This window comes from Neisseria canis (genome assembly GCF_900636765.1).
Lineage (GTDB): Bacteria > Pseudomonadota > Gammaproteobacteria > Burkholderiales > Neisseriaceae > Neisseria > Neisseria canis.
This window is the reverse complement of record NZ_LR134313.1, coordinates 1,736,967-1,762,213: the sequence shown is the minus strand read 5'-3', so window position 1 is coordinate 1,762,213 and position 25,247 is coordinate 1,736,967. Positions and strand designations below refer to the sequence as shown.

Annotated in this window: 23 protein-coding genes, 3 tRNA genes and 1 pseudogene; 14 read left to right on the top strand and 13 right to left on the bottom strand. The window is 48.5% G+C overall.

From position 1 onward, the window contains the following. Positions 1-163 precede the first annotated feature (163 nt). Positions 164-997: a methylenetetrahydrofolate reductase [NAD(P)H] gene (gene metF, locus EL143_RS08295; RefSeq protein ID WP_085417314.1), complete on the top strand. Its 834-nt coding sequence runs from the start codon at positions 164-166 to the stop codon at positions 995-997. Between the two features lie 63 nt (positions 998-1,060). Here metF and EL143_RS08290 read toward each other — a convergent pair. Continuing rightward, a pseudogene (locus tag EL143_RS08290) lies at positions 1,061-1,339 on the bottom strand (IS30 family transposase); the annotation flags it as partial. Between the two features lie 55 nt (positions 1,340-1,394). On the opposite strand from EL143_RS08290, the gene EL143_RS08285 reads away from it, so the two are divergent. From EL143_RS08285 to EL143_RS08275, 3 genes are read left to right on the top strand one after another with little or no spacing between them, the layout of a single operon-like run. Next, a complete protein-coding gene (locus EL143_RS08285; RefSeq protein WP_085417595.1) occupies positions 1,395-1,748 on the top strand; it encodes a helix-turn-helix domain-containing protein in 354 nt (117 codons plus the stop codon). Next, the gene (locus EL143_RS08280) at positions 1,745-2,077 is read left to right on the top strand and encodes an IS3 family transposase (RefSeq protein WP_085417594.1); all 333 of its coding nucleotides are present in this window, start codon (positions 1,745-1,747) and stop codon (positions 2,075-2,077) included. The genes EL143_RS08285 and EL143_RS08280 overlap by 4 nt, the downstream gene beginning before the upstream one ends. After that, positions 2,074-2,544, top strand: a complete 471-nt coding sequence (locus EL143_RS08275) for an IS3 family transposase (RefSeq protein WP_232001265.1) — start codon at positions 2,074-2,076, stop codon at positions 2,542-2,544. The genes EL143_RS08280 and EL143_RS08275 overlap by 4 nt, the downstream gene beginning before the upstream one ends. A 399-nt stretch (positions 2,545-2,943) precedes the next feature. Here EL143_RS08275 and EL143_RS08270 read toward each other — a convergent pair. The 4 genes from EL143_RS08270 to rho all read right to left on the bottom strand — a co-directional run bounded on the left by EL143_RS08270 (position 2,944) and on the right by rho (position 6,023). Next, positions 2,944-3,018, bottom strand: a tRNA-Glu gene (locus EL143_RS08270). A 13-nt stretch (positions 3,019-3,031) separates the two neighbouring features. Further along, positions 3,032-3,108, bottom strand: a tRNA-Arg gene (locus EL143_RS08265). Positions 3,109-3,278: 170 nt separating this feature from the next. Further along, on the bottom strand, positions 3,279-4,619 hold the full coding sequence (locus EL143_RS08260) for a deoxyguanosinetriphosphate triphosphohydrolase (protein ID WP_085415996.1): 1,341 nt from the start codon (positions 4,617-4,619) through the stop codon (positions 3,279-3,281). 144 nt (positions 4,620-4,763) lie between these two features. After that, the gene (gene rho / locus EL143_RS08255) at positions 4,764-6,023 is read right to left on the bottom strand and encodes a transcription termination factor Rho (protein WP_085415892.1); all 1,260 of its coding nucleotides are present in this window, start codon (positions 6,021-6,023) and stop codon (positions 4,764-4,766) included. A gap of 292 nt (positions 6,024-6,315) precedes the next feature. Here rho and dut point away from each other — a divergent pair, with 292 nt between their 5' ends. Beyond that, a complete protein-coding gene (gene dut / locus EL143_RS08250) occupies positions 6,316-6,768 on the top strand; it encodes a dUTP diphosphatase (protein WP_085415893.1) in 453 nt (150 codons plus the stop codon). A gap of 47 nt (positions 6,769-6,815) precedes the next feature. Here the strand turns inward: dut and EL143_RS08245 are convergent, their stop codons facing one another. The 3 genes from EL143_RS08245 to pcnB all read right to left on the bottom strand — a co-directional run bounded on the left by EL143_RS08245 (position 6,816) and on the right by pcnB (position 9,378). Further along, on the bottom strand, positions 6,816-7,460 hold the full coding sequence (locus EL143_RS08245; RefSeq protein WP_009116777.1) for a deoxynucleoside kinase: 645 nt from the start codon (positions 7,458-7,460) through the stop codon (positions 6,816-6,818). Between the two features lie 3 nt (positions 7,461-7,463). Then, positions 7,464-7,952, bottom strand: coding sequence for a 2-amino-4-hydroxy-6-hydroxymethyldihydropteridine diphosphokinase (gene folK, locus EL143_RS08240; RefSeq protein ID WP_085415894.1), 489 nt, complete (start codon positions 7,950-7,952; stop codon positions 7,464-7,466). Between the two features lie 73 nt (positions 7,953-8,025). Beyond that, positions 8,026-9,378: a polynucleotide adenylyltransferase PcnB gene (gene pcnB, locus EL143_RS08235; RefSeq protein ID WP_085415895.1), complete on the bottom strand. Its 1,353-nt coding sequence runs from the start codon at positions 9,376-9,378 to the stop codon at positions 8,026-8,028. 285 nt (positions 9,379-9,663) lie between these two features. Between pcnB and EL143_RS08230 the strand changes: the two genes are divergently transcribed. The 6 genes from EL143_RS08230 to EL143_RS08205 all read left to right on the top strand — a co-directional run bounded on the left by EL143_RS08230 (position 9,664) and on the right by EL143_RS08205 (position 13,563). Then, positions 9,664-9,849 (top strand): DUF3460 family protein, encoded by a 186-nt coding sequence (locus EL143_RS08230; protein WP_085415897.1) that lies wholly within the window; start codon positions 9,664-9,666, stop codon positions 9,847-9,849. A 6-nt stretch (positions 9,850-9,855) separates the two neighbouring features. Beyond that, on the top strand, positions 9,856-10,524 hold the full coding sequence (locus EL143_RS08225; RefSeq protein WP_085415899.1) for a class I SAM-dependent methyltransferase: 669 nt from the start codon (positions 9,856-9,858) through the stop codon (positions 10,522-10,524). A gap of 120 nt (positions 10,525-10,644) precedes the next feature. Next, a complete protein-coding gene (locus EL143_RS08220; protein ID WP_232001263.1) occupies positions 10,645-11,331 on the top strand; it encodes a tetratricopeptide repeat protein in 687 nt (228 codons plus the stop codon). 66 nt (positions 11,332-11,397) lie between these two features. Then, positions 11,398-11,883: a 5-(carboxyamino)imidazole ribonucleotide mutase gene (gene purE / locus EL143_RS08215; protein WP_085415900.1), complete on the top strand. Its 486-nt coding sequence runs from the start codon at positions 11,398-11,400 to the stop codon at positions 11,881-11,883. Between the two features lie 208 nt (positions 11,884-12,091). Beyond that, the gene (gene icd / locus EL143_RS08210; RefSeq protein ID WP_085415902.1) at positions 12,092-13,330 is read left to right on the top strand and encodes an NADP-dependent isocitrate dehydrogenase; all 1,239 of its coding nucleotides are present in this window, start codon (positions 12,092-12,094) and stop codon (positions 13,328-13,330) included. A gap of 139 nt (positions 13,331-13,469) precedes the next feature. Beyond that, a tRNA-Ser gene (locus EL143_RS08205) sits at positions 13,470-13,563 on the top strand. Between the two features lie 421 nt (positions 13,564-13,984). Here the strand turns inward: EL143_RS08205 and EL143_RS12500 are convergent. Continuing rightward, complete coding sequence (locus EL143_RS12500; protein WP_197719587.1) at positions 13,985-16,399, bottom strand: family 20 glycosylhydrolase; 2,415 nt, start codon at positions 16,397-16,399, stop codon at positions 13,985-13,987. A gap of 52 nt (positions 16,400-16,451) precedes the next feature. After that, positions 16,452-17,423, bottom strand: coding sequence for a tRNA dihydrouridine synthase (locus EL143_RS08195; RefSeq protein WP_085415903.1), 972 nt, complete (start codon positions 17,421-17,423; stop codon positions 16,452-16,454). Positions 17,424-17,527: 104 nt separating this feature from the next. Between EL143_RS08195 and EL143_RS08190 the strand changes: the two genes are divergently transcribed. Continuing rightward, entirely contained in the window at positions 17,528-18,481 is a 954-nt protein-coding gene (locus EL143_RS08190) for a nucleoside hydrolase (protein WP_085415904.1), read from the top strand. An 81-nt stretch (positions 18,482-18,562) separates the two neighbouring features. Next, positions 18,563-20,122, top strand: a complete 1,560-nt coding sequence (locus tag EL143_RS08185) for a glycosyltransferase family 2 protein (protein ID WP_085415905.1) — start codon at positions 18,563-18,565, stop codon at positions 20,120-20,122. 206 nt (positions 20,123-20,328) lie between these two features. On the opposite strand, the gene EL143_RS08180 is transcribed toward EL143_RS08185, so the two are convergent. Beyond that, positions 20,329-21,942: a YdgA family protein gene (locus EL143_RS08180; protein ID WP_085415907.1), complete on the bottom strand. Its 1,614-nt coding sequence runs from the start codon at positions 21,940-21,942 to the stop codon at positions 20,329-20,331. Positions 21,943-22,136: 194 nt separating this feature from the next. Here EL143_RS08180 and EL143_RS08175 point away from each other — a divergent pair, with 194 nt between their 5' ends. Then, positions 22,137-23,174, top strand: a complete 1,038-nt coding sequence (locus tag EL143_RS08175; RefSeq protein ID WP_085415908.1) for a sulfate ABC transporter substrate-binding protein — start codon at positions 22,137-22,139, stop codon at positions 23,172-23,174. Positions 23,175-23,266: 92 nt separating this feature from the next. On the opposite strand, the gene EL143_RS08170 is transcribed toward EL143_RS08175, so the two are convergent. Next, positions 23,267-24,349, bottom strand: coding sequence for a sulfate/molybdate ABC transporter ATP-binding protein (locus EL143_RS08170; RefSeq protein WP_085415909.1), 1,083 nt, complete (start codon positions 24,347-24,349; stop codon positions 23,267-23,269). A gap of 45 nt (positions 24,350-24,394) precedes the next feature. Continuing rightward, positions 24,395-25,246: a sulfate ABC transporter permease subunit CysW gene (gene cysW, locus EL143_RS08165; RefSeq protein WP_085415910.1), complete on the bottom strand. Its 852-nt coding sequence runs from the start codon at positions 25,244-25,246 to the stop codon at positions 24,395-24,397. Between the last annotated feature and the right edge of the window lies 1 nt (position 25,247).

Genomic DNA, 25,247 nt, shown 5'->3' with positions numbered 1-25,247 from the left:
CATTCAAACCAAACTCTTAATTTTTCAGCAGAAAACCCGCAACAACAATTAAATTCATATCCAAACGAATATTTTTCACAAGAAAAACTGCCTTTACCGCTTGCACTCGGGCAATCCAGCACATAACCTAAGCGCATCTGAAAATATTTACGGAGCCGCCTATATGTCGCTACCCAAACTCAGTTTCGAATTCTTCCCGACACGCACCCCCGAAGGCAGGGCAAAACAAGTTATCACGCGCAAACAGCTCAGCCAATACGCGCCGGATTTTTTCAGCTGCACATCAGGTGCCGGCGGCTCAACCAAAGAAGGCACCATGCAGACCATTCAGGATATTTTAAGCGAAGGCATCGCTGCCGCGCCGCATTTGCCCTGCATCGGCATGCAGCCGCAGGAAGTAGTTGATTTACTGAATGAATATAAAGCCTTGGGCATACGCCATATTGTTGCCTTGCGCGGAGACATTCCTTCCGGCATGGGCGCAGGCATGGACGGCTTGTTTTATGCCAACGAACTGGTTTCCCTGATTAAAAACGAATTCGGCAACCATTTCCACATCGAAGTGGCGGCTTATCCTGAATTTCACCCGCAGGCACGCAGCGCGGAAGACGACCTGAATAATTTCGTACGCAAAGTCAAAGCCGGAGCCGATTCCGCCATTACCCAATATTTTTACAACACCGATGCCTATTTCCGCTTTGTGGACGACGTGCAGGGCCGTGGCGTGAATATTCCGATTATTCCCGGCATCATGCCGATTGCCAGCTTCTCCAAACTAACGCGCTTTTCCGATACATGCGGCGCAGAAATCCCCCGCTGGCTGCGTTTGAAGCTGCAATCCTACGCCGACGACACCGCCGCTATCAAATCGCTGGCATTGGATGTGGTTACCGAAATGTGCGAACGCCTGCTGCGAGAGGGTGCACCCGGACTGCACTTTTACACGCTTAACCAAGCAGGGCTGGTATCCACCATTTGCCAACGCTTGGGTTACTAAACCCTTATGCTTACACGCACAATGCCTGTCTGAAAAAATTTCAGACAGGCTTAGATTCGAATTTCAAGTGCAACACTCAGGCAGTAGAGGTTGGAACAGATTCAAGAATAAAACACTTGGCGTTTCATAGCCAAGTGTTTTTCTTGGCCTATGGTTCAGCTCATCCTGAACCCTGCGTATCTCCCGATGGCTGATGTTGCGGAAATCGGTTTGTTTGGGGAAATATTGGCGGATGAGTCCGTTGGTATTTTCATTCAGCCCTTTCTCCCAAGAATGGTAGGGGCGGCAAAAATAGGTTTCCGCCTCCAATGCTTGGGCTATTCGCATGTGTTGGTAGAATTTGAACTGCACCCCAAAAGTTGGACACCCCCTCCGACTAAAAAGGTGCAGTTTTCTTATGAACAAATATACACTAGACTTCAAATACCGAGCCGTACTCCATTATCACCAAGTGCACAGCCAACAGCGCACCGCAGAGCACTTCAACGTCTCGCGCACACACCTGCGCCGTTGGGTAGCCGCCTATCGGCAAGGCGGCATCGCCGCACTGCAACACCCTCAGGCGCACTCCATGAAAACCAAACGCAAAAACCCGTTTATCGTCGATAAGCCCGACCATGAAAAAACCCAAGCAAAGCTGATTGAAGAGCTGCGTTATATGCGTGCGGAGAACGACTACCTAAAGCACATGAACGCCCTCAACGAAAAGGAAGGGAACGCCGCCAAAGCTGCGAAACCGTTCAAAAGTTGAGGGCGAAACACCCGCTGAAATATCTGCTGCACAGTGCCGGCATCCCCAAAAGCAGTTTCCATTACCCTATCGGCAAACCCGACCCCGATGCTGCGGCCAAAACCGCAGTGAGCGAAGTATACCGCCAACACAAAGGCCGCTACGGTCAACGGCGGATTGCCGCCGTATTGTCGTGGAACAAAAAGAAAGTCGGGCGCATTATGGGTTTATTGGGGTTAAAAGCCAAAGTCCGCAGCAAAAGAACCTATCGCCCGCAGGCTAAGGGGAAGCTTCGGCAAACATTCTCAATCGTGAATTTAGTGCCGCCAAATCGCGAGATAAGTGGTTGACCGATGTGACCGAGTTTAAATGCACAGACGGCAAACTGTATTTATCGCCGATATTGGATGTGTTCAATCGCGAGATTGTAGCCTATTCTTTAAGCCGCAGAGCGAACGGTGACATGGTAACGCAAATGTTGGATAACGCATTCGGCCGTCTGAAAGGGGCAACGCCGCTGCTGCATTCCGACCAAGGCGTACCGTATCGAACCGGTGCTTATCGGGCGAAATTGGCTGAGAACGGGATTGTGCAAAGCATGTCGCGCAAAGGCAACTGCCGGGACAATGCGCCGATGGAGAGTTTCTTCGGCACATTGAAAACGGAAAGCTTCTACGAAGAAGGTGCGTTATCGGTGGCCGAACTGACAACGGTGATCAATGATTACATACATTACTACAATCATGAGCGCATTAGTTTAAACTTGAAAAAGCTGAGCCCTGTGGCCTACAGAACTCAGCTTGAAGAGGCTGTTTGAGAAATATTCTTAACTTGTCCAAGGATTGGGGGACAGTTCATACCCCCCATACCGGCCTTTTTCTGTTATGGACAGTTGCACTTCAAATCCGAATCCGCCAGGTATTAATATTACGTTTGATGGAATAAGAACACCGGTTAAACCATTTCGCTGTTTGAAAAAATCTTTGAATGCAGAATAAAGTTTCCAAAGTTTGGCTGTAAAAACAGCAACACCACTATGAAGCAAATAAAACGTTATAGTTAATCAAATTAATTTTTAATACAAAGCAGCAAGCCGAAGACAGTACAGAAAGGTGCAGCAACGCCGTAGCAAAAGTTAAGTTGATCAACTATATTAATTTCAAAAGAAAAAAATTAAAGCCTTACTGAAAAATAAGTAAGGCTTTAATTAGATGACTGGCACGCCCACGGGGAATCGAACCCCGGTTACCGCCGTGAAAGGGCGATGTCCTAACCGCTAGACGATGGGCGCGGATAGATTTTTTTGGCGCACCCGGAGCGATTCGAACGCCCGACCCTCTGGTTCGTAGCCAGATACTCTATCCAACTGAGCTACGGGTGCATTTCGATTCAGCTACAACTTAATGGTGCAACCAATCAAGAAACGAGATGATATAGTTTTTTGCTTGGCCTGTCTAGTAGTCTTGTAATTAATTTTAAAATTTAAAACTAATAGCATGAATTTCATCAATATTATTTTCTTTCAGACAGGCATTCATGCCTGTCTGAAAACTATATCATACCGATGCCTGATAATTCTCTGGCCATTTTTGCCGCGGTATTGTCTGTCATACCGCCGACAAAATCCAGAATTTTCATATAAGCGGTGTATAGGGAGTCATCTTGTTCCAAAGGTTCGTCTGTCAAAAGCTCTAATGCCAATGAGTGGCGCGGGCTGAGTTGTTTATTCTGCACCCATTGATGTGCTGCCGGCACCAACAAATCCAATACGGAAGCCAAACATGGGAATGCGGCGATGGAAGTGAGCAGTTTGGATTCGTGCCGAAAAATTTTGGCTTTGGCCAAATCTTTGGCTTTATGCAAAGTGTTTTGTACGGCGGGGCTGCACAAAGCGAGCAGGTCTTTGCCTTTAAACTCTCCGTTTAACAAATCGGATTGATGGGTCATAAATGTTTGAGCCACGTCTTCTACCGCTCTGCCGATAGCAATACCTCTGAGCATGGCGCAACGCTGCCTGCTTGATGGTGCATGCCAAGTGCTTTCTGAGAAGGTTAATTCGGAAAGGATGCTTTCCATTTCCATGTCGTCAAGCAAACCGATTTCCACGGCGTCTTCCAAATCAAGCAAAGCGTAACAAATATCGTCCGCGGCCTCCATTAAATATGACAAGGGATGGCGCGCCCAACAATCTTTGCCTGTTTCAGGCAGGCCTAATTCTTGTGCGATTCTGCGGATAAAGGGCAATTCGGTTTGGTAAATATTAAATTTTTTACCGCCTCGCGGATCCAATGTCGTCCACGGATATTTAATCAATGCGCCGATTGTGGCAGAAGTGAGCCGCATTCCCCCGCGGTTTCGATACATTTCCAAGTTGGCAACCAGGCGCAGGCTGTGTGCATTGCCTTCATATGTTTGGATGTCTTTACGTTGAACCTCGGTTAAGCCCTCCAAATAGCGCTCATGTTCCGGCGCGCGAAACCATTCGCGCAAAGCGTCTTCGCCCACATGACCAAAAGGGGGGTTGCCCAAATCATGCGCCAAACATGCCACTTGAACGATTGCACCAATATCGCTGGGCATATTGCCTTGCGGCAAAAAACCGCCGGCTGCTAACATCACGCCGACGCGGTTTCCCAAACTACGCCCCACACTGGCCACTTCCACGCTATGCGTCAGGCGGTTATGCGTGTGATCGTGCTCTGCAAAGGGGTGAACCTGTGTTTTGCGCCCCAACCTGCGAAAGGCGCTGGAGAATACAACGCGGTCATAATCAATATGAAAATCGGTGCGTAAAGCATCGATGCCTTCTTGGGTTGACGGCGTGATTGTGGGTTCGATTCCGCCGTCTTTCGGGCGGAAACGTTGTGTACTGAGCAGTTGTTGCCAATTCATTTGCGGCATAACGCCATTCCTTTACTTTCGTGTTTGATGCCTGTCTGAAAAATGATGGGTTTGTAGCCTTTCGGGCAATGAGTTCAGACAGGCATTATGAGCAAAAGGCTGTCTGAAACTTTTCAGACAGCCATGCTGTTTATTTTATTTACCGCGCATCAATTCAAAGAAATCGTTGTTGTCTTTTGAATCTTTGAGCTTGCCCACCAAAAATTCGGTTGCTTCGATTTCGTCCATCGGATGCAGGAATTTACGCAACAGCCACATGCGTTGAAGCTGGTCGTTCGGCACCAGCAATTCTTCGCGGCGCGTACCGGACTTGTTGATATTGATGGCCGGGAACAAACGCTTCTCGGCCATGCGGCGGTCGAGATGCAGCTCCATATTGCCCGTGCCTTTGAATTCTTCGTATATCACATCGTCCATGCGGCTGCCGGTTTCCACCAATGCCGTAGCAATAATGGTAAGCGAACCGCCTTCTTCCACATTACGCGCCGCGCCAAAAAAGCGCTTGGGCCGGTGCAGCGCATTGGCATCGACACCGCCGGTAAGCACTTTGCCTGATGCCGGCACTACAGTGTTGTAGGCGCGGGCAAGGCGGGTGATGGAATCCAGCAGAATCACCACGTCTTTTTTATGCTCCACCATGCGCTTGGCTTTTTCAATCACCATCTCGGCCACCTGAACATGACGGCTGGCGGGCTCGTCGAATGTAGAAGACACCACTTCGCCGCGCACGGAACGGATCATTTCGGTTACCTCCTCGGGGCGCTCGTCAATCAGCAAAACTATCAGTTCGGCATCAGGATAATTTACCGTGATGGCATGGGCAATGTTTTGCAGCATCACGGTTTTACCCGATTTGGGCGGTGCCACCACCAATGCACGCTGGCCGAAGCCGATGGGCGCCACCAAATCAATGGCGCGGCTGGTCAGGTTTTCTTCCGCCTTGATATCGCGTTCGAGTTTGAATTGTTTGGTCGGAAAAAGCGGTGTGAGGTTTTCAAACAGAATTTTGTGTTTGCACACTTCCGGCTTGTCGCCGTTAATCGCGTCGAGACGCACAAGTGCGAAATAGCGTTCGTTGTCTTTAGGCACGCGCACCGTGCCTTCTATGGTGTCGCCCGTATGCAGATTAAAGCGGCGGATTTGGCTGGGCGATACATAAATATCATCCGGCCCTGCCAAATAAGAAGTGTCGGAACTGCGCAGGAAACCGAAACCGTCGGGCAGGATTTCGAGCGTACCCGAGCAGGAAAAATCTTCGCCCTGTTTCATCAGTTGGCGAACTATGGCAAAAACAAGGTCTTGCTTGCGCAGGCGGTTGGCGTTTTCAATACCTAATTGTTCGGCTTGTTCGAGAAGTTTGGAAATATGTTGTGTTTGTAATTCGGAAACGTGCATGATGTTTGATTCAAGTATGAAAGATAAATCTGCCTGAGCTGAGATTGCCCGGCATGAATCGATATGTGGAGGATTTAAATGGTTTTAGAATGATTTCGGGAAATTATTCGGACACATGGTAGAAACCCATTGCCCGCGTATTCTATGGAAAATGACAATTCATGTCAACGAAATACACAGAAAAGTTAAGGCATGCAGGAGAGTTGGTTCCGTTTGCATTCAGACAGGCATTGGGCAAACAGGAAGAGAAAAGTATAATTGCTTTTTGTCTTACCCGAATTTAGGAATCTTTATGCAAATGGAAGTCGAACTGAAAATCCTCAATCCTAAAATGGCAGACCAGCTGCCTGCCTATGCCACACCGGGTTCCGCCGGTTTGGACTTGCGCGCCTGTTTGGATAAGGCGGTAGAGCTGGCTCCCGGCGATACGTTTTTGGTGCCCACCGGCTTGGCCGTACACTTAAACAACCCTGCCTACGCTGCGGTATTGCTGCCACGCTCGGGCTTGGGACACAAACACGGTATTGTGCTGGGAAATTTGGTGGGATTAATCGATTCGGATTATCAGGGCGAATTGAAAGTTTCGGTATGGAACCGCGGTAAAGAAGCGTTCACTATCGAGCCGATGGAGCGGATTGCACAAATGGTGATTGTGCCGGTGGTTCAAGCGGCATTTAAAGTGGTGGACGAATTTGCGGCCAGCGAGCGCGGCGAAGGCGGCTTCGGCAGCACAGGTAAGGCTTGAGCATAAACCTATGCCTGTCTGAAAACTTTTTCAGACAGGCATTTCGATTACTCGCTCAGATTTAAATAGTGGCGGCTGCCCTTCATATCGCCCATTGCGCGGATGAGCATTTCAAAATGTTCGTCGTTATCTTCAAAATCCATTTCATCGGCGTTGGCAATCAACAGCGGTGCGTTTTGGTAAAGATGGAAAAAGTGGCGGTATTCTTCGTGGATTTGGTTGAGATGGCCGGCAGGAAATAAATTCAATATATTATCGCCGCGTTTTTGCAGGCGTTTTTTGGTATTTTCGGCTGAAGTTTGCAGATAAATCACCAAATCGGGCACGGGAAATTCGGGCATGATTTTATGCTTTACCTGCCAAAAAAGCGTTTGCTCGTTGCCCGGTTCTTTGCCTTTAAGCAGTACCGGTACGAAAATCTGGTCTTTTTCCAGCAGAAAATCCGCCACAATCCTGCGGTTGCCCTCTTCTTCGGCGTTTATCGTATCCACCGCTTCGGCGCGGCGCACCAAATAATAAAGCTCGGTGGCCAAACCGTGGTTGGTCGGGTTCAGGTAAAACTGCTCGAGAAAAGGATTGCGTTCGGGATTTTCCGTGAGGTAAAGCGCATCAAAATATTCTGCCAAACGGCGGCTGACTTTAGATTTGCCGCTGCCTATCGTGCCTTCTACAACAATATACCGGTAATCCATTCATCATTCCTTTGGTAATCTCTCTATACCGCCCTGCTCCAATCCGGAGGCGATTTCGGCAGCTTTCCCCAAACCGCCCAACTCAAAATCCGGTGCAATTTCTGCCAGCGGCACCATCACAAAACTGCGTTCGGCTGCTCTGGGATGCGGCAAAGTCAACGCAGGATCGTCTGATCGGCAATGTGCGTAATCGATAATATCCAAATCCAAAGTACGCGGTGCGTTGCGGAAAGTGCGCTCGCGGCCTGCCTGTGCTTCGATAGTGTGCAGCGCCGCCAGCAATCGGGCAGCATTCAAATCCGTTTCCACGATGCACACGGCATTCACAAAATCCGGTTGCCCGGTGTAGCCTACAGGTGCGGTTTGATAAAATGACGAGGTTTTTAAAACCCGAATATTCGGATGCGCATCCAAATCCGATAATGCTTTGCGGATTTGCTCTGCCGGCCTGGCCAAGTTGCTGCCGAGCGCGATAACGGCGGTTTGTTCCATATAAATCGTTCCGTATCCTGAATGCCTGCCTGAAAACATTTTCAGACAGGCATTCGGTTTAAAAATCGGTATGTTAAATCTGTACAATCACAGGCTTGGGTTTGCGCTTGCGCGGGCGCCGGCGTTTTTTCTTGGCCGGCTCGGTGTTACCGCTTTGCGTAACAGGCGTATTGTTGGCCGAAACCATTTCCTGTCTGGTGTTTTCGTCTGCATGCTGAAACGCTGTCCACCAATCCGCCAGCTCCTGCGGCACTTCACCGGTTTGCGCACGCAGCACCAAAAAATCATATGCCGCGCGGAATCTCGGCTGCGCCAACAGGCGGAACGGGCGGCTGCCGCGTACAAAATCAAACTGGGGCTGCAAAGCCCAAATCTCGCGCATGGTGGCGGAGAAGCGCTGCGGCACACCCCAACCTTGCTCCATATTGTCGCGCATCACGCCAATCGCGCTGTTGAGTGCGGCAACAGGCTTTTCTCCCTGCGACAAATGCTGCTGCCAGTAGCCGTATAACTCCGGCCACAATACCGCAGCCAGCACAAAACCCACCGATACGGATTTATCCGCCCGCAAACGCTCGTCGGTATTTTTCAAAGCCAGCGTGATAATGTTCTGCCCGTTTTGGTGGTCCGACTGTTTCAAAGCATCCAAAATCGGATGAACCGAAACATCAATATCGGAGTTCTTCAGTGCGTCCAAACAGCGGCGGGCATAACCTGAAAACAAGATTTTCAATATTTCGTCAAACAGGCGCGCAGCCGGCTCGTTTTTCAAGCGGGCTGCGTTCCCGGCAATCGGCGCAGCGGTGGCTTCTTCAATATCGAAGCCGAGCTTGCCCGACAAGCGGATGGCGCGCAGAATCCGCACCGGATCTTCCTGATAGCGCGCTTCCGGTTCGCCGATCATCACCAGCTTTTTATTGCGCACGTCCTCCACACCGTGATGGAAATCGATAATTTCACGACGGATCGGGTCGAAATACAGCGCATTACAGGTAAAATCGCGGCGCATGGCGTCTTCTTCCATCGAGCCGTAGGAGTTGTCTTTCATAATGCGGCCGTGTTCGTTTTGCAACGCATTATCGCCGCCCCTAAACGTGGTTACTTCAATCGTTTCCGGTCCCACCATCACATGTACAATCTGAAAGCGGCGGCCGATAATGCGGCTGCGGCGGAACACTTTGCGCACTTCTTCCGGCGTGGCATTGGTTGCCACGTCAAAGTCTTTCGGTTCCACACCCAAAAGCAGGTCGCGTACCGCGCCTCCCACCACATAAGCTTCATAACCTGCTCGGTGGAGGCGGTTGACCACTTTCTCGGCGGCAAAATTTAATTTGTCTGCGCTGATATGGTGTTCCGCAAAAGGTATGATCCGCTTATGCACTTTCCCTTTTGCCGGCACCATCTTGCGCCACAATTTTTTCAGCATAAATCTCCTGTTTCAAAACAATCGCATGCCTGTCTGAAACACAGCGGCTTCTTCAATGAAACCTTTGCACAAACATCTTCTACAAATGCTTCTGCAAAGGTTTCAGACAGGCATTTTCCAAAACGGGCTACATTATACCCCCATCACCGCCGCAACAACATGCCGTTGAAAGTAAAGCTGCTTATATCAAAAAATCACGCTATAATATCCGCGTTAACCGAATCCTCCGCAACACCCTAAAAAATAAGGCATACACAACAAGGCCGACATCACTAAGGAGTCAACATGTATAACTACCAATCCGAAGCCACCCAGTTTCTAAACGACTACATCGAAAAAAACCCGAAAGAAGCCGAGCAGCGCCTGAAAAACCGCGGTTTATTGTGGGATGTAGAGTTAAATCCCGAAGAACAAGCCGGTTTCGAAGCGGCCAAACTGCCCAAAAAACCTTACGCCTACCAACCCGACTAAACAGGCATGAGCGTTCACGCCTCAACCGTAGATTCCGAGCTGGTAAACTATCTGCGCAGCATCAGCGAGCCAGAGCATCCGGTTTTAACACAGCTTCGTGCCGAAACCGCAGGCCACAGGCTCGGGAAAATGGCAATAACCCCCGAACAAGCCGCGCTGCTCTGCTGGCTTGCCCGCCTGATTCGGGCCGAACGCTATCTGGAAATCGGCGTATTTACCGGTTACAGCAGCACAGCCATGGCATTGGCGCTGCCGGAACACGGCAGGCTGACCTGTTGCGATATTAATGTCAGCTTCACCAATATTGCCCGCCGCTTTTGGCAGCAGGCGGGCATAGCCGATAAAATCACGCTCAACCTGCAACCTGCCCTGATTACTTTAGACGAACTCATCAGCGAAGGCCGGGCAGGCAGTTATGACATCGCTTTTATCGATGCAGACAAACCGCCGACACCGCAATATTACGAACGCTGCCTCACTTTGGTGCGCAGCGGCGGCATTATCGCCATTGACAACATATTGCTCGGCGGGCGGGTAATGCAGGAAGCATCCGAGCACGACACACCCGCCATATCCATTCTGCAAACATTCAACGCATCTCTTCCGCTTGACGAGCGCATTATTCCGATTACCCTACCGATCGGCGACGGTTTAACGCTCCTGTTAAAAAAATAATCCACCAGCATTATGATAAATAAAACGTTCCTGATAACAAAACCGGCTTCTTATAAAAACATAAGCAACAGAGCAAAACCCAGCAGAGCAGAAGCAAAAACCAAATTGGTTTGCTGTATATTGTCTTCCCTTATGTTGGCAGCCTGTTCGGTCGGCAAACTGCCTTCTGCCGCGGCAACGCAACCCGAACCATCCAAGCACGTTGTCAAAACAGAAGAAGACATTCTATATCCCATTATCGACGAGCAAACCCAAATTAACCAGCTGGGCATCCAGCTTGCCCGCCTGGAGCAACAAGTCCAAACCCTGCAAACCCGCGTTCAACAGCTCGAACGCCGCAACAAACCCCGTGTCGCAGCAAGCACCCCGCGGCCCCGCCCCTCTACCGGTAGCAGCATCTCCGCTGATGAAGCCGCCCAAGCGCAGCAAATGCAGCAAAGCGCAGCACAAACCCTCCAATATGCGCAAAACCAATACCGAAGCGGCAAATTCAAAGCAGTAGTGGAAACCCTAAAACATATGGAAAGTGGCGGCGACGGCAGCGACACAGCCAGAAAAAGCATGTATCTGCTGATGCAAAGCCATAAGCACCTGAATAACTGCGAATCCGCCATCAATATCGGCAACCGCTTTATCGGCCGCTTCCGCAACAGCCAGGAAGCACCTGAAGCTTTATTCAATATCGGCCAATGCCAATACAGCATGCAGCAGCAAGACATCGCCAAAGTTACTTGGCGCAAGCTGATACAAACCTATCCCGACAGCCCCGCTGCCAAGCGCGCGCACCAACAGTTGAATAAAAAGTAAGCCCCTACTTTGTTTTCAGACAGGCATGCCTGTCTGAAAACCCATTTCATAACAAGGAAACCCAATATGGCAAAAATCGGCATTATCATGGGCAGCAACAGCGACTGGCCCGTTATGCAGCACGCTGCGCAATTTCTAAAAGACTTCGGCGTAGAATACGAAGCCCGTGTCGTTTCTGCACACCGCACACCGGATTTAATGTTTGAATATGCCGAAACCGCAAACGCGCGCGGACTTAAAGCCATTATCGCCGGAGCTGGCGGCGCTGCCCACCTGCCCGGCATGGTAGCCGCCAAAACCACCGTGCCGGTATTGGGCGTACCCGTACCCAGCAAATATCTGCGCGGAAAAGACTCCTTGTTATCTATCGTGCAGATGCCCAAAGGCATTCCCGTTGCCACTTTCGCCATAGGTGAAGCCGGAGCCGCCAATGCCGCATTATTTGCCGTTTCCCTATTGGCAAACGAAGATGCCGGATTGGCTCAAAAATTAGCCGATTTCCGCGAAAAACAAAAACAAACCGTTTTGGAAATGACACTTGGCGAAGAATAATACCCGCCTTCAAAATGCCTGTCTGAAACCGTTTTCAGACAGGCATTCTAGCAACACCCTGTAACTGTAGTATTAAGTAGTTTAATCAAGTTTATTACCCGCAAACCCTAGCGTAATCAACAAAAATACCGCATAATCACACGAAGGCGCACCGGAAGGCCGGTGCTTGCTCTGAAGAAAAAAACGAACCTAACAATCAGGAGACACCATGAGTCATATCCAAGTACCCGCAGAAGGTCAAAAAATCATTCCCGGTCAAGCTATTCCCAACAACCCGATTATCCCCTTCATCGAAGGCGACGGGATCGGCGTAGACATTACGCCCGTAATGAAAGCGGTAATCGACGCTGCCGTAGAGAAAGCTTATGGTGGCGAGAAAAAAATCCATTGGATGGAAGTTTACGCAGGTGAAAAAGCCACCCGCGTATACGGCGACAACGTTTGGCTGCCCGAAGAAACTCTGGAAGCCCTGAAAGAATACTCCGTATCCATCAAAGGCCCGATGACCACTCCCGTAGGCGGCGGTATCCGTTCGTTAAACGTAGCTTTGCGCCAAGAATTAGACTTATACCAATGCGTGCGCCCCGTTCGCTACTTCAACGGCGTACCTTCTCCGTTGAAAGACCCCAGCAAAACCGATATGGTGATTTTCCGTGAAAACACCGAAGACATTTACGCCGGTATCGAATGGGAAGCCGAAAGCGACAGCGCTAAAAAAATCATCAACTTCCTGCAAAACGAAATGGGCGTGAAAAAAATCCGCTTCCCTGGAACATCTGGCATCGGCATTAAGCCCGTTTCCAAAGAAGGTACCACCCGCTTGGTGCGCGCCGCCATCCAATACGCCATCGACAACGACCGCGACAGCGTAACTTTGGTTCACAAAGGCAACATCATGAAATTTACCGAAGGCGGTTTCCGTGATTGGGGCTACGAATTGGCACAAAAAGAATTCGGTGCAGAATTGATCGACGGCGGCCCATGGTGCAAATTTAAAAACCCGAAAACCGGCAAAGAAATCATCGTAAAAGATGCCATTGCCGATGCGTTCCTCCAACAAATCGTATTGCGCCCTGCAGAATACGATGTAATCGCCACACTTAACCTGAACGGCGACTACATTTCCGATGCCTTGGCTGCTCAAGTAGGCGGTATCGGTATCGCCCCCGGCGCAAATATTTCCGACAAATACGCCGTATTTGAAGCTACCCACGGTACTGCGCCCAAATACGCCGGCCAAGACAAAGTAAACCCCGGTTCTCTAATTTTGTCTGCTGAAATGATGCTCCGCCATTTAGGCTGGAAAGAAGCGGCTGATTTGGTAATCGAATCCATGGAAAAAGCCATCGGCGACAAACAAGTTACTTACGACTTTGCCCGCCTGATGGACGGTGCGAACGAAGTATCTTGCTCGGCCTTCGGCAAAGCCATGATTGAGCGCATGTAAGGTCTCGTAAGCCAAGTAAAAACCCATTGCAACTGCAATGGGTTTTTATTTAATTTAACTTCAATCAGTTAAGATTTAGCCTAATCTAAAAGCTTGACACAATAGCTCTAAACCTTTATATTTCATGTTTCTTCGAAACGGAGTAGTGGCTGAGAGGCTGAAGGCACACCCCTGCTAAGGGTGCATCTGGGCTAAAACCTGGATCGAGGGTTCGAATCCCTCCTACTCCGCCAAATACAAATCCCAAGCCCTTAACAGCTTGGGATTTTGCTTTGATTTTGGGTTATCAGAACATAGCTGCGAACCAAGCTAAATAGATCGTTAGGGGCCGCACGACAATCTCTATATTATTACCATATAAAACTACTCTGAAACTTCACTGCTCCCCGAAAGAGACCCGTCATATCAAGGCAAGTCTCTTTATCTCTCAAGAATATGTTATATACGTTAATCAACTTAACTTTTACTACAGCGTTGCTGCCCTTGCCGTACTATCTGTACTGTCTGCGGTTTGCTGCCTTGTATTAAAAATGTGTTGATTAACTATAGCAAATAACTTTAAGGGCTAATTATTTCAGCCCCAATAAAAATGCCTGTCTGAAAACTCTGTATCAGCTTTCAGACAGGCATTTATTAGGTTACGACCACTTTACTTTAGAGAATCTCCACCGGCATATCGGTATCTACATAGAGGTGGTTATTACCCTGCTTATAGAGACTGTAGCTAACATTATCTTTATATTCGCTAGCTCCGCTGAACGACCAGTCTGAAGACAATGTCAACATGTCGTCGGTATCGCCGTTTAGCCATACAAACGAATAGCTGGAAAGTAAATCGTCGGCAAGAGAAACGTCCACCAGTTCGGAAGCTGAACTCTTCAGGTTAATCACACCGTTATCGCGGATCTCTTTGGTAATATCCAAGCTTACTTTTGACAAGCTTTCTTTGTCGATTGATTCCGCATTGGTTTTACTGATCAAAGCAGCCAAACCATTGGCACTCCATTCGTAAATCTCGTCATCCGTCAAATTATCAGCATTTTCGCCCCAAATCGTTAGAGACGAGCCGATTACTTTACCGGTATCTGAAAGCTTGTTGGAATGATCTTGGCCATCCCAGATATCCAAATTCCATGTAGCTTGAATATCGCTGGCCATATGAGCACCGCTTTCGGCATTGGTTACGCCTTCATCCGGCACGAAATACAAGTAATACCAGTTGTAATTCAAAACATCAAAGCCTTCGTCCAGCAAGTCTTTCATGCTTGCACGTTCCGCCCGGCGATCGGCGGCCACAGAATCAACTCCCGGATTGCCGTCATAACTCCAATAAGTGATTTCAATGGCAGGATTCAAATCTTTCAAGCTGGTTTTCAAAAGGCCGTCGTTCCACATACGGGTTTTCAAGCCTTTGTCTTCCAAGAATTCCGATAAATTATTGGCATAAGTGATGAACTCATGGTTACTTAAAGCACTGTAACCAAATTCGTCCCCACCGATATGGAAATGCTTGCTGTTGCCCTGCATCAACCCGATTACTTCACTATAAAGGCTTTTAACGAAGTCTACCGCTTTAGGATCGGTAATCTTGATTTCGTCATTTACCATTTCTGATTTAATGCTCTTCACATAAGCCTCTCCTTTGTGAAGGGTCAACAAATCAAAAATAGCATCCATATGGTTGGGCGTATCCACTTCGGGAATCAGCTCTACACCTTTAGCTTTAGCATGAGAAACAATATCTGCAATCTGCTCGTAGCTTAAAAACTGTTTACCCGTTTTCGGATTGGTGTAAGTACCGTCTTCATTATGGATTGCGTCGGCTGCACGCTGGTTCAGCACAGTGCTCTCAAATGCATAGTTATCATCATCGGATAAGTGCAATTGCAGGAATGTACCGCCTGATTTGCTGATGGTATCGATATATTTCTTGATGACATCGGCAGAATAGAAATGCTTGGCGATATCCAAGGTTAAACCGCTTTGCTTGCCGTTCACTGCGGGTTGAGGAGCAGGCTCTGCCTGAGTGTGGCTTTCTTGTTGGTTACGGTCTATGATGCCGTTGTTGGTTTCCGTGTTTTCCGGAGCAACATTCTCTTTAGTCGGCGCAGTTGGCTCAGTAGCCGGTTCACTTATTTCCGGTGCAGCTTCTGTTTCCTGTTTCGGCTCTGTTGTAGCCGGCTGGTCGGCTGCATGATCTTGTTCCGGAGAAGCTTCTGCCGGTTGGTTAATGTTTTGACCGGGATCTGCGGCTGCTTCTTGAGAAGGCTCAGCATCTTTTACAATAGGTGCGGGTTCTTCCGTACGCTCGGGCGTGGGCGCCGGAGTTTCTTGAATTTCAGTTTTTGGCGTTTCACTAACTTCCTCAACAGGCTGAACTTCCTCCACCGGAGCCGACGATTCGGTTGCAGCCTGGGCTGCACCTGCTGTTTTGTTTTCTTCTTCCGTTTGCTGTGTATTATCCGGTTCGGTGTCGGAATGATTGTCTTCTACCGGAGCAGCCGGTAATTCTGTTGCAGGCGCGACAGCTGTTGTTTCGTTTTCTCTTATTTTAGAAGATTCGGCAGGCTGCTGCGCAGAGCTTTCTTCGCTAACAATACGTTTCTTGGCTGTATTTTCTGATTTTGCACTTGAATCCCCGCCTCCCGAAGAACCTCCGGCAGCAGCGGCAGCTAAACCAGCCAATAACAAACCTGAACCACCGACAATCCACGGCATTTTTCCAGAGCCGGAATCGCTTACAGGCGCAATTTCTTCAGCTTGCGGATCGGCAATACTCGCATCATTCGTTACATCAGCGGAAGCGTTATTTGCCAAGTGCGTATAACCGATTTCATTGTAAACAGTTTGTATCCGTTCCTCCGGAACAATCCATTGCTCGGTAAATAATTGGTAGGTTTCTTGGTTCTGAAGAGCGAAAGCTCCTTCTGATTTCAACTCCTGCGCGATTAATTGACCATTCTCAATGTCCGACATAGGAATTTCTTTCGATTGGTTTATTATTTCTTGCATATGTGTGAGCTCATGTTGTTGAAATTTTGAACTTGGCATATGATGTTTAAATTTCATTTTTGTTCCCCGATAAAGTTTAAATTTTCAATATTCGCCAAAATATAAAAAATTAAAGATGCTTTTTTATCTGAAATTCATACTCCCGTAAAGCAATTTTTATACCGCTTATCTCTTTTATTGACCGAATATATTCAAATAGCCCGTCAGCATAGGGATTGGCTTTTCTCATCATCCCAAGCCATTGTTTCAATCTCGCAACAGGATATTTATTTTCTCCTTCTTTTTGGATACATAATTTAACAAACAGCATTATCCATTCCATGACTTCTTCAAATGGCATAGCCCGAACCGGTTCTCCTTTTTCATACTGCTTAATCTGTCGTGCCAAATCCGGCAACATAACCGCGCCGCGTCCCAACATTATGCTGTCGCAACCGCTTGCTTCTTTAATGCCTATATAGTCAGCCAGCGTAAACACATCTCCGTTTGCCGTAACCGGAATATCCACAGCATCGGCAATTTTACGCACCCATTCCCAGTGGGCAGGAGGTTCGTAGCCTTCTACTTTGGTACGGGCATGTACAGTCAGTCCGCAGGCTCCACCTTCATTAATTGCACGGGCGTTTTCCAAAGCCAGCGTTTTATCCTCAAAACCCAAACGCATTTTTGCCGTGAGCGGTATGTGCTCCGGCAAAGCATCACGTAGGGTTTTGACAATATGAAATACCCTGTCGGGCTCCTTTAATAAAACCGCACCGCCTTGATGCTTATTTACCGTAGGCGCCGGACAACCGAAGTTGAGATCGATTTTTTCCACACCGAAACGTACCGCAGCCAGCGCATTGACTGCCATATTCTCCGCATCACTTCCTAAAAGCTGCACCGTACAGGGCACGCCTGCAAACGTTTTATTGCCATTCGCAATTTCAGGCGCATACCGTAACCAAGTCGCGCGTGAATGCACCGTGTGCGTAATGCGTACAAACTCGCTCACACACTCGTCAAACCCACCAATGCGCGTCAACAAATCGCGCATCACATCATCCGTCAGCCCCTGCATAGGCGCCAGCACCAAACGCATATCTACAATGCCTGTCTGAAATTAAGAAAAGCGCATATTGTATCGTTATCTTGACTGCGTTACACTCCAAACTTCATCCCAACACTTACAGGAAGTGCTTGAATATGTCTGAAAAAATCCGCCTGATTATCGATACCGATCCCGGCCAGGACGATGCGGCCGCCATTTTAATGGCACACGGTTTGGTCAAGCGCGGGCTGATTGATTTTATATCGATCACCGTAGTAGCCGGCAATGTAGGCATCGGTTACACCTCTGAAAATGCAAGGATTATTTGCGATTGGGCGGGGAAGGAAGATTTTGCCGTATATTCGGGTGCCGCCAAACCGCTGCTGCGAAATTTGGTTACCGCCGAAGAAGTGCACGGGAAAACCGGGTTAGACGGCGTTGAGCGCCACACACCACGCTGCCCGCTGCAAGAGCAGCACGCCGTCAACTATTTGATCGACACCTTGCGCGCAGCGGAAGACGGCAGCATCGTTATCTGCCCTATCGGCCCGCTTACCAACATCGCACAAGTTTTAACGCTGGCACCGGATTGCGCGCGCGCAATTAAACGGATTGTTTTAATGGGTGGTAATTATTTTGAAGCCGGCAACATCACACCCGCAGCAGAATTCAATTTTTATTGTGACCCGCACGCCGCTCAGATTGTGTTGCAAAGCGGCGCACCCATCACTATTTTGCCGCTTGACGTCACCCACAAAGCCTGCATCACCACGCCCCGTATGGACGTGTTGCGTAAACAGAATAACGAAAACGGCCCGCGTTTGGCCGGCATTTTGCAAAGTTACGAACGCTACGACATCCAAAAATTCGGCACCGAAGGCGGCCCTTTGCACGACCCTTGCGCCATTAGTTGCGCAGTGTTTCCGGAGCTGTTCCAAGGCAGGGAATGCCATGTAGAAGTGGAAACCTCCAGCGAATTAACCATGGGGGCGTGTGTGGTGGATTGGTGGAATTCAACCGGCAAACCGGCAAATGCTTATTGGGTTACCGAAGTTGATGCCGACAGAATGTTTGAAGAATTGGCTTTATCCATCGAACAACTGCCTTAAAATGCCTGTCTGAAAAAAACCGAGAAAGGTCGTCTGCACTGTTCAGGCGGCCTTCTCTCCTTAAATATCAAGTACCCAAATATGAACGAATCAACCGAAAAAATACCTGTTACCGCTGCCATGATGGTTAAAAATTCCGAAAAATATCTGGCAGAAGTATTGCAGCGCCTGAGCGGCTTCGACGAAGTATTGTTGTTAGACAACGGTTCAACCGACCGCACTCTCGATATCGCCGCCCGTTTTAACAACGTAAGCATACACAAACACGAATTCATCGGCTTCGGCCCGATGAAAAACCTCGCAGCCAAGCTTGCGCGCCATGATTGGATTTTCAGCATAGACAGCGATGAAATCGTTACACCCGAGCTGATGCAAAGCATCCGCCAGGCAGACTTATCGCAAATCAACCGCATGTACACCGTCTCCCGCTTAAACCACTACCGCGGCCGCGCAATCAAAGGCTGCGGCTGGCATCCCGATATCATCTGCCGCCTTTATAACCGCCGGCATACCCGCTTTAACAACCGGCAAGTTCATGAATCATTAGAACGGCCTGAAGGAACTCAAATTACTGCTTTAGCAGGCGAACTTTTGCACTATTCTTATGATTCGGTCGACGGCCTGATTCAAAAAATGCAATACTACACCGCACTCTACGCCGATCAATTCCGCTTTACCAAACGCACCTCAACAGGCTCCGCCATTGTGCACGGATTAGCTGGATTTATTAAAAACTATTTTTTCAGACAGGGGTTTAAATATGGCAGCGACGGTTTTGTGATCTCTTTTTCCAACGCCAGCGGTTCTTTTTATAAATACATCAAGCTGAATGAGCGCAACCAAGCTTTGCAGGTATCGCTGCTCATCACCACTTACAACCGCCCCGATGCCTTGCAAAAAGTGCTTTATTCCATACTGCGGCAAAGCATTAAGCCTGTTGAAATCCTGATTGCAGACGACGGCTCCGGAGAAGATACGGCAGAAGTTATCCGAACATTTGCTGAAAATTGTGCCATTCCGGTCAAACACCTGTGGCAGGAAGACGATGGTTTCCGCGCCGCACAAGCCCGCAATCGCGCCATAGCGGCCGCAAGCGGCGAATACATGGTGACTATTGACGGCGATATGGTGCTGCATCCCGAGTTCATCCGCGACCACATATTGGCCGCCCAAAAAAACACGCTCGTCCAAGGCTCCCACGTTATGCTCACCCAAGAGAAAACCGCAGAGTTACTCAGCCGGCCGACTCAAACAGAATCCGTTTCCTTCTTCGACAAAGGAATAGAAAAACGCTTATCCGCTTTGCGCTGCGGTCATTTAAGTAAATTCATTTGGCGTAAAAAAAGCCAGAGCCACAAATCCATTAAAAGCTGCAATATGGGCTTTTTTAGGGAGGATGCGCTGGCGGTTAACGGTTTTAACAACGAATTTGTCGGTTGGGGCAAAGAAGACAGCGAATTTGTTGCCCGTCTGTATCATCACGGTTTAAAACGCCGCAATCTGAAATTCGGCGGCATTGCCTATCATTTGTGGCATCATGAAGCAGAACGCGGTGCACTGCCCCACAACGATGCGCTTTTAAATAAAACGTTGACGCATAAGCTGACGCGTTGCGAAAACGGTGTAGACCAACTTCTATAGTCAATCAAGTTAAGAAAAAGCACACACGTTATACTCGGGCTTGACTCGAGTATCTTGAGAGCTTCAACAAAGTTTCGGATATTCGGGTCAAGTTAGAATATGGCGACACTGTTGCTATGCAAGCGGCCGAACCATAAACAATGCCTGTCTGAAAACGATTTTCAGACAGGCATTTTCAAACAGAACTAAGATTAAGCTTTTAGTAATCAACCGCCTGCTTTAGGCTGGCTTGCAGCTGCTTTTGGAGCGCTTGCCGCCTGAGATTCTTGAAATTCAATTACATCATCAATGTCCAAATCATCAGGTTCGCTTCTAAGCGGCTTGCCGTTAAACAGCAACCGGCTGTCTTTTAACATCATTTGAGTGCTTATATCGCCGTTGTTTACCGTGATATAACCATCACTGTTCATCGAAGCCACCACATTTTCCACCATCAAACGCAAGGTTTCGTTAATATCATCTAAGCTGGCGCGGCCTTCCGCCTCATCCTCGGCATTAACTGTAAACACATTGCGCGCCTGATTGATTACCAAACTCTCCAGCAGCTTTTGCGGCACCTGCAATTTGAAATCGGCATGCGTTTTTTTGATTAAAGCGTTGAAATTATTCAAATCAGGTTGTGTGAGACCGTTAAACTTCAACTCGCCGCTGGAATACACTTTACCTTGCGGCATCTTCAAATCGAAAGCGCGCACTTTAATCACCGGGTTATTGATAAACAAACCGGCCGCTTCGTTTTTCGCCGCCTGAATCAGCATATCCTGAATTTGCTGGCCGGTCATTTCTTTGGATGCCGCTTCGGCCATTTTGTTTTTCAAAACCAAAAGGCTCTTAGCGTCCAGATGCTCGGCGGCCACATCAATATTCAAAGGGCCGTATTGTTCTTCGCCATACACCAGATTGGCAAACTGAAACTTGCCTTCGCTGTTAATCCAATCGCCGTTTTCCGCCATCTTGGTGTCAAATTGCAGCTTGTCCACCACAATTTTAGAAGGGGCTACCTGGCCGGTAGGATTGATGAAAGCGCCAATCTGCAAATCGGTTACCAGATTAATCAGCTCGTTGATTTTTACATTGTAATCAACGCCTTCTTTCCAGACCACGGAAAATTTATCCAGCTTGAAGCTGCTGTTGCCGAGCGACAGCCGGGTTTTGCCGTCTTGGGTTTGCGTGTTGATTTGCAGATTTTCCAGCGACACGTCGCCTTTGTCTGCCAGCTTGGCAAGCAATGCGGGCGCCCGGTAGCTGTGGCTGTAATCCGACCAGCCCGGCTGATAATCGGTGGTGCCGTTCATGCCTTTCCAATTCAGCTTGATGCCCGACAGCTCTTCGTAGTCAAAAGCAGGCATACTGGCTGTTAATTGGCCCGAACCGTTTAAGTGAATCACATTGCTTAAAGCCAATGGCGCCTGATCGCCGAAAAACCGCTTGAGCGCTTTTTCCGTTTCAGGATGATATTTGAACTCGGTTTCCACTTTTGCACTAACCGGTGTCAAACCGGAAGCAAACGGACCGTGTTTGATATGGTTCACTACCGTAACCGGCTCGTTCAAGATGGTTTTCAGATTATCCGGCAGATATTGCTGCATGTTTTTCAGCAATGTGGGCTTCAATCTGATAACGGTCGTTTCCTTAGCACTGAACCAACCGCGTTCGTATTGACGTGATTCAACTGTGAGAAAGCTGGCTTGGGCAAGCAATTTGTGCTGCTCGTTTAATGCTTGCTCGGCTTTTTGCCCGAGAAAATAAGGCGCGCCGCCAAATACGCCGGCCAGCGCCAAAACAATACCGGTAACTCCGATGGGTATCAGCTTTTTCATTGTATCGCTAGAAATGTAAAAAAATAGAGGATAGCATTTTTTAAAGTTTTTGTCCCAACCGCAGAAAAGCACCCTATTGCGATGGTTTTATATAACCAAGAAGCATTAGCTAACAATCATTCATTCTTTTTCTTATTAAAAACCCTTCTTTAAAATGAAGAAGTCATCTCTAAAATTAAGCAAAAGGAAATGAAATGAAACCCAAACACTTGATTGCCTTATTAACGGTATTCGCCCTACCCGGCTGCGCCCCCGAATCCGGCGACAAATCGGCATCGGCTCCGAGCGATAAAGTTGCCGCCGCAACGCTGCTGAATGTTTCATATGACGTAACCCGCGATTATTACAAAGACTACAATCCCATTTTCACCAAACACTACGCAACCAAACATCCTAACGTAACCATTAATATCCAACAATCACACGGCGGCTCCAGCAAGCAGGCTTTGTCGGTAGCAAACGGTTTGCAGGCAGACGTTGTTACGATGAATCAAAGTTCGGATATTGATTTATTGGTACAAAAAGGTTTGGTCTCCTCCGATTGGCAAAAACAGTTTCCGAATAACGCCGTACCCTTTACCAGCACGACGGTTTTCTTGGTTCGAAAAGGCAACCCTCTGCAAGTTAAAGATTGGTCGGATTTAGCCAGAGATAATATCAAAGTGGTGGTTGCCAACCCAAAAACCTCAGGAAACGGCCGTTATTCTTTTCTGGCAGCCCATGCTTATGCGTTAAAAACCAATCAGAATGATGAAACCAAAGCAATTGAATTTACCAAAAAGCTCTTAAAAAACGTTCCGGTATTTGAAAACGGCGGGCGGGCGGCCACCACTACTTTTGTTCAGCGCAACATCGGCGATGTGTTGATCACATTTGAAAACGAGGCCAATTTGGCCGGGAAACAATTGGGCAATGGCAATTTTGAAATCATTTATCCCAGTTATTCGATTTTAATGGAAAGCCCTGTTGCAGTAGTCAACAGCGTTACCGATAAAAAAGGCTCAACTGCAGCCGCAACCGAATATCTGAATTATTTATGGAGCAAACCTGCACAAGAGCTTGGCGCCAAGCTTTACCTGAGACCGACAGACAAAGATGTTTTGGCAGCAAACGCAGCTACATTCCCGAAAGTCGAAACATTCCGCCCGACGGAGGTGTTCGGCCCCTGGGATCAGATTATGAAAAAATACTTCGCCGACGGCGGTTTATTTGACCAACTGACCACCAAATAACAGTTACCGTTAACAATAAACAATGCCTGTCTGAAAACTTTCAGACAGGCATTTACGTTAAACCCGGGCATAACAGATGCTTTATCTGCCGCTTAAATCACATATTCCACCATCTCGGGCAGCTTGAATACGATGTGCTTTCTAGGATACAGCCACACCCTTTGCCCCAATGCAAACGACTCAGTGCGGTATTCATTATGCGGAACCAACACCTGCAACATCCGGCTGTTGCCCGTGCGCTTCAACATAAGCCGAACCATAGGGCCGGTAGTTTGTATGGAAGCTATTTCCGCATCTCCGATACTGTTGCCGCCCGCTTTTGCAGATAGTGCCAAGTCATGCGGGCGAACATAAGCCACTACATTTTGCCGCTCATGCCCCCGGCCTTCCAGCTTTTCCTCATAACCGCCGATAAACAGGCTGCCCTGCTCTATTTTTGCATTTTCAAACGCGTTCACCTCACCGAGAAATTCTGTAACAAACACATTCTCCGGCTCATGATATAAAGCATCGCCGCTGCCCGTTTGCTCAATTACCCCGTGGTTCATTACCACGATGCTGTCGGCCATTTCCAGAGCTTCCTCCTGATCATGCGTAACCAACACACTGGTAATTCCCAATTCATGATGGATTTGACGCAGCCAATAACGCAATTCTTTCCTCACCTTAGCATCCAGCGCGCCAAACGGCTCGTCCAGCAGCAACAGTTTGGGTTCGGTAGCCAGTGCGCGGGCGAGCGCGATGCGTTGGCGCTGGCCGCCCGAAAGTTGGCCGGGATAAGCTTTGGCAAGATGCTCAAGCTGCACCAGCTTGAGCAGGCTGTAAACTTTCTCTGCAATTTGGCTTTCCGCCGGCCTGATTTTCCGCGGCAGCACCTGCAAACCAAAAGCAATGTTATCAAACACATTCATATGCCTAAACAGCGCATAATGCTGAAACATAAAACCGACTTTACGGTCGCGCACATGCTTGCGGGTCACATTTTCGTCATCAAAGAAAATGCTGCCTCCGTCCGCATGCTCCAAGCCTGCAATAATCCGCAAAAGTGTGGTTTTGCCGCAGCCCGAAGGGCCGAGCAGCGCCGTAAGGCTTCCTGTCGGAATGGTCAGATTAATGTTTTTCAAGGCATGAAAACTGCCGAAATATTTATTGAGTTGTTCAATGCGTATGGTCATGCTCAGGCTCCATCAAATTATTTACGGTTGTTTCAGACAGGCATCCTAATTACCGGCCGATTCAAGCTGCCTTTGCCGCCTCCAGGCCAACACGTTCTGCAACAACAAAGTAAGCAAGGCTAATAAAGCCAGTAGGCTGGATAAAGCGAATGCGGCAGTAAAGTTATACTCGTTATAAAGAATCTCCACCTGCAAAGGCAGCGTATTGGTTTGCCCGCGAATGTGGCCGGACACCATGCTTACCGCGCCGAATTCGCCCATAGCCCGTGCATTCGTCAGAATAATCCCGTAAAGCAGCGCCCATTTGATATTGGGCAGAGTGATGCGCCAAAACATCTGCCGGCCGCTCGCGCCCAAAATCAATGCAGCCTGCTCCTCACTGTCCCCCTGAGCCTGCATTAAAGGAATCAGCTCCCGCGCTATAAACGGAAAAGTAACAAATAAAGTAGCCAATATCATTCCGGGCAGAGCAAACACAATCTGAATACCGCGTGCTTCCAGCCAGCCGCCCATCACACTGTTAGCACCGAATAAAAGCACAAACATTAATCCGGCCACTACCGGCGATACGGAAAAAGGCAAGTCCAACAAAGTGGTAAACAACTGCTTGCCGCGGAAATCAAAACGCGTGAGCAACCAGGCCAGCGCAACGCCTATCACGATATTTACCGGCACCACAATTGCCGCAATCAGCAAAGTCAGCTTAACCGCATGCAAAGCATCCGCTTCAGTCAGCGCGGCAAGATAAAGCTGCCACCCTTTTTCCAGCGCGTTCCAAAACACAGCAACCAGAGGCATCACCAGCATCAGGCCGAGAAACAATAGCGCCGTTCCGATTAACACATAACGCACAATGCGCGACTCGGTAAGCAGAGGATTGGTTTTAGCCGTATTCATA

What these genes read in the sequence shown, in the direction of transcription:
- EL143_RS08285 (WP_085417595.1), top strand. Translation starts at nt 1,395, where the DNA reads ATGAACAAATATACACTAGACTTCAAATACCGAGCCGTACTCCATTAT.
- EL143_RS08195 (WP_085415903.1), bottom strand. Translation starts at nt 17,423, where the DNA reads ATGCGTTTGGTGCTGGCGCCTATGCAGGGGCTGACGGATGATGTGATG.
- purE (WP_085415900.1), top strand. Translation starts at nt 11,398, where the DNA reads ATGGCAAAAATCGGCATTATCATGGGCAGCAACAGCGACTGGCCCGTT.
- EL143_RS08190 (WP_085415904.1), top strand. Translation starts at nt 17,528, where the DNA reads ATGTCTGAAAAAATCCGCCTGATTATCGATACCGATCCCGGCCAGGAC.
- EL143_RS08170 (WP_085415909.1), bottom strand. Translation starts at nt 24,349, where the DNA reads ATGACCATACGCATTGAACAACTCAATAAATATTTCGGCAGTTTTCAT.
- EL143_RS08230 (WP_085415897.1), top strand. Translation starts at nt 9,664, where the DNA reads ATGTATAACTACCAATCCGAAGCCACCCAGTTTCTAAACGACTACATC.
- EL143_RS08245 (WP_009116777.1), bottom strand. Translation starts at nt 7,460, where the DNA reads ATGGATTACCGGTATATTGTTGTAGAAGGCACGATAGGCAGCGGCAAA.
- EL143_RS12500 (WP_197719587.1), bottom strand. Translation starts at nt 16,399, where the DNA reads ATGAAATTTAAACATCATATGCCAAGTTCAAAATTTCAACAACATGAG.
- pcnB (WP_085415895.1), bottom strand. Translation starts at nt 9,378, where the DNA reads ATGCTGAAAAAATTGTGGCGCAAGATGGTGCCGGCAAAAGGGAAAGTG.
- EL143_RS08175 (WP_085415908.1), top strand. Translation starts at nt 22,137, where the DNA reads ATGAAACCCAAACACTTGATTGCCTTATTAACGGTATTCGCCCTACCC.
- EL143_RS08225 (WP_085415899.1), top strand. Translation starts at nt 9,856, where the DNA reads ATGAGCGTTCACGCCTCAACCGTAGATTCCGAGCTGGTAAACTATCTG.
- EL143_RS08180 (WP_085415907.1), bottom strand. Translation starts at nt 21,942, where the DNA reads ATGAAAAAGCTGATACCCATCGGAGTTACCGGTATTGTTTTGGCGCTG.
- icd (WP_085415902.1), top strand. Translation starts at nt 12,092, where the DNA reads ATGAGTCATATCCAAGTACCCGCAGAAGGTCAAAAAATCATTCCCGGT.
- EL143_RS08185 (WP_085415905.1), top strand. Translation starts at nt 18,563, where the DNA reads ATGAACGAATCAACCGAAAAAATACCTGTTACCGCTGCCATGATGGTT.
- folK (WP_085415894.1), bottom strand. Translation starts at nt 7,952, where the DNA reads ATGGAACAAACCGCCGTTATCGCGCTCGGCAGCAACTTGGCCAGGCCG.
- rho (WP_085415892.1), bottom strand. Translation starts at nt 6,023, where the DNA reads ATGCACGTTTCCGAATTACAAACACAACATATTTCCAAACTTCTCGAA.
- EL143_RS08260 (WP_085415996.1), bottom strand. Translation starts at nt 4,619, where the DNA reads ATGAATTGGCAACAACTGCTCAGTACACAACGTTTCCGCCCGAAAGAC.
- cysW (WP_085415910.1), bottom strand. Translation starts at nt 25,246, where the DNA reads ATGAATACGGCTAAAACCAATCCTCTGCTTACCGAGTCGCGCATTGTG.
- dut (WP_085415893.1), top strand. Translation starts at nt 6,316, where the DNA reads ATGCAAATGGAAGTCGAACTGAAAATCCTCAATCCTAAAATGGCAGAC.
- metF (WP_085417314.1), top strand. Translation starts at nt 164, where the DNA reads ATGTCGCTACCCAAACTCAGTTTCGAATTCTTCCCGACACGCACCCCC.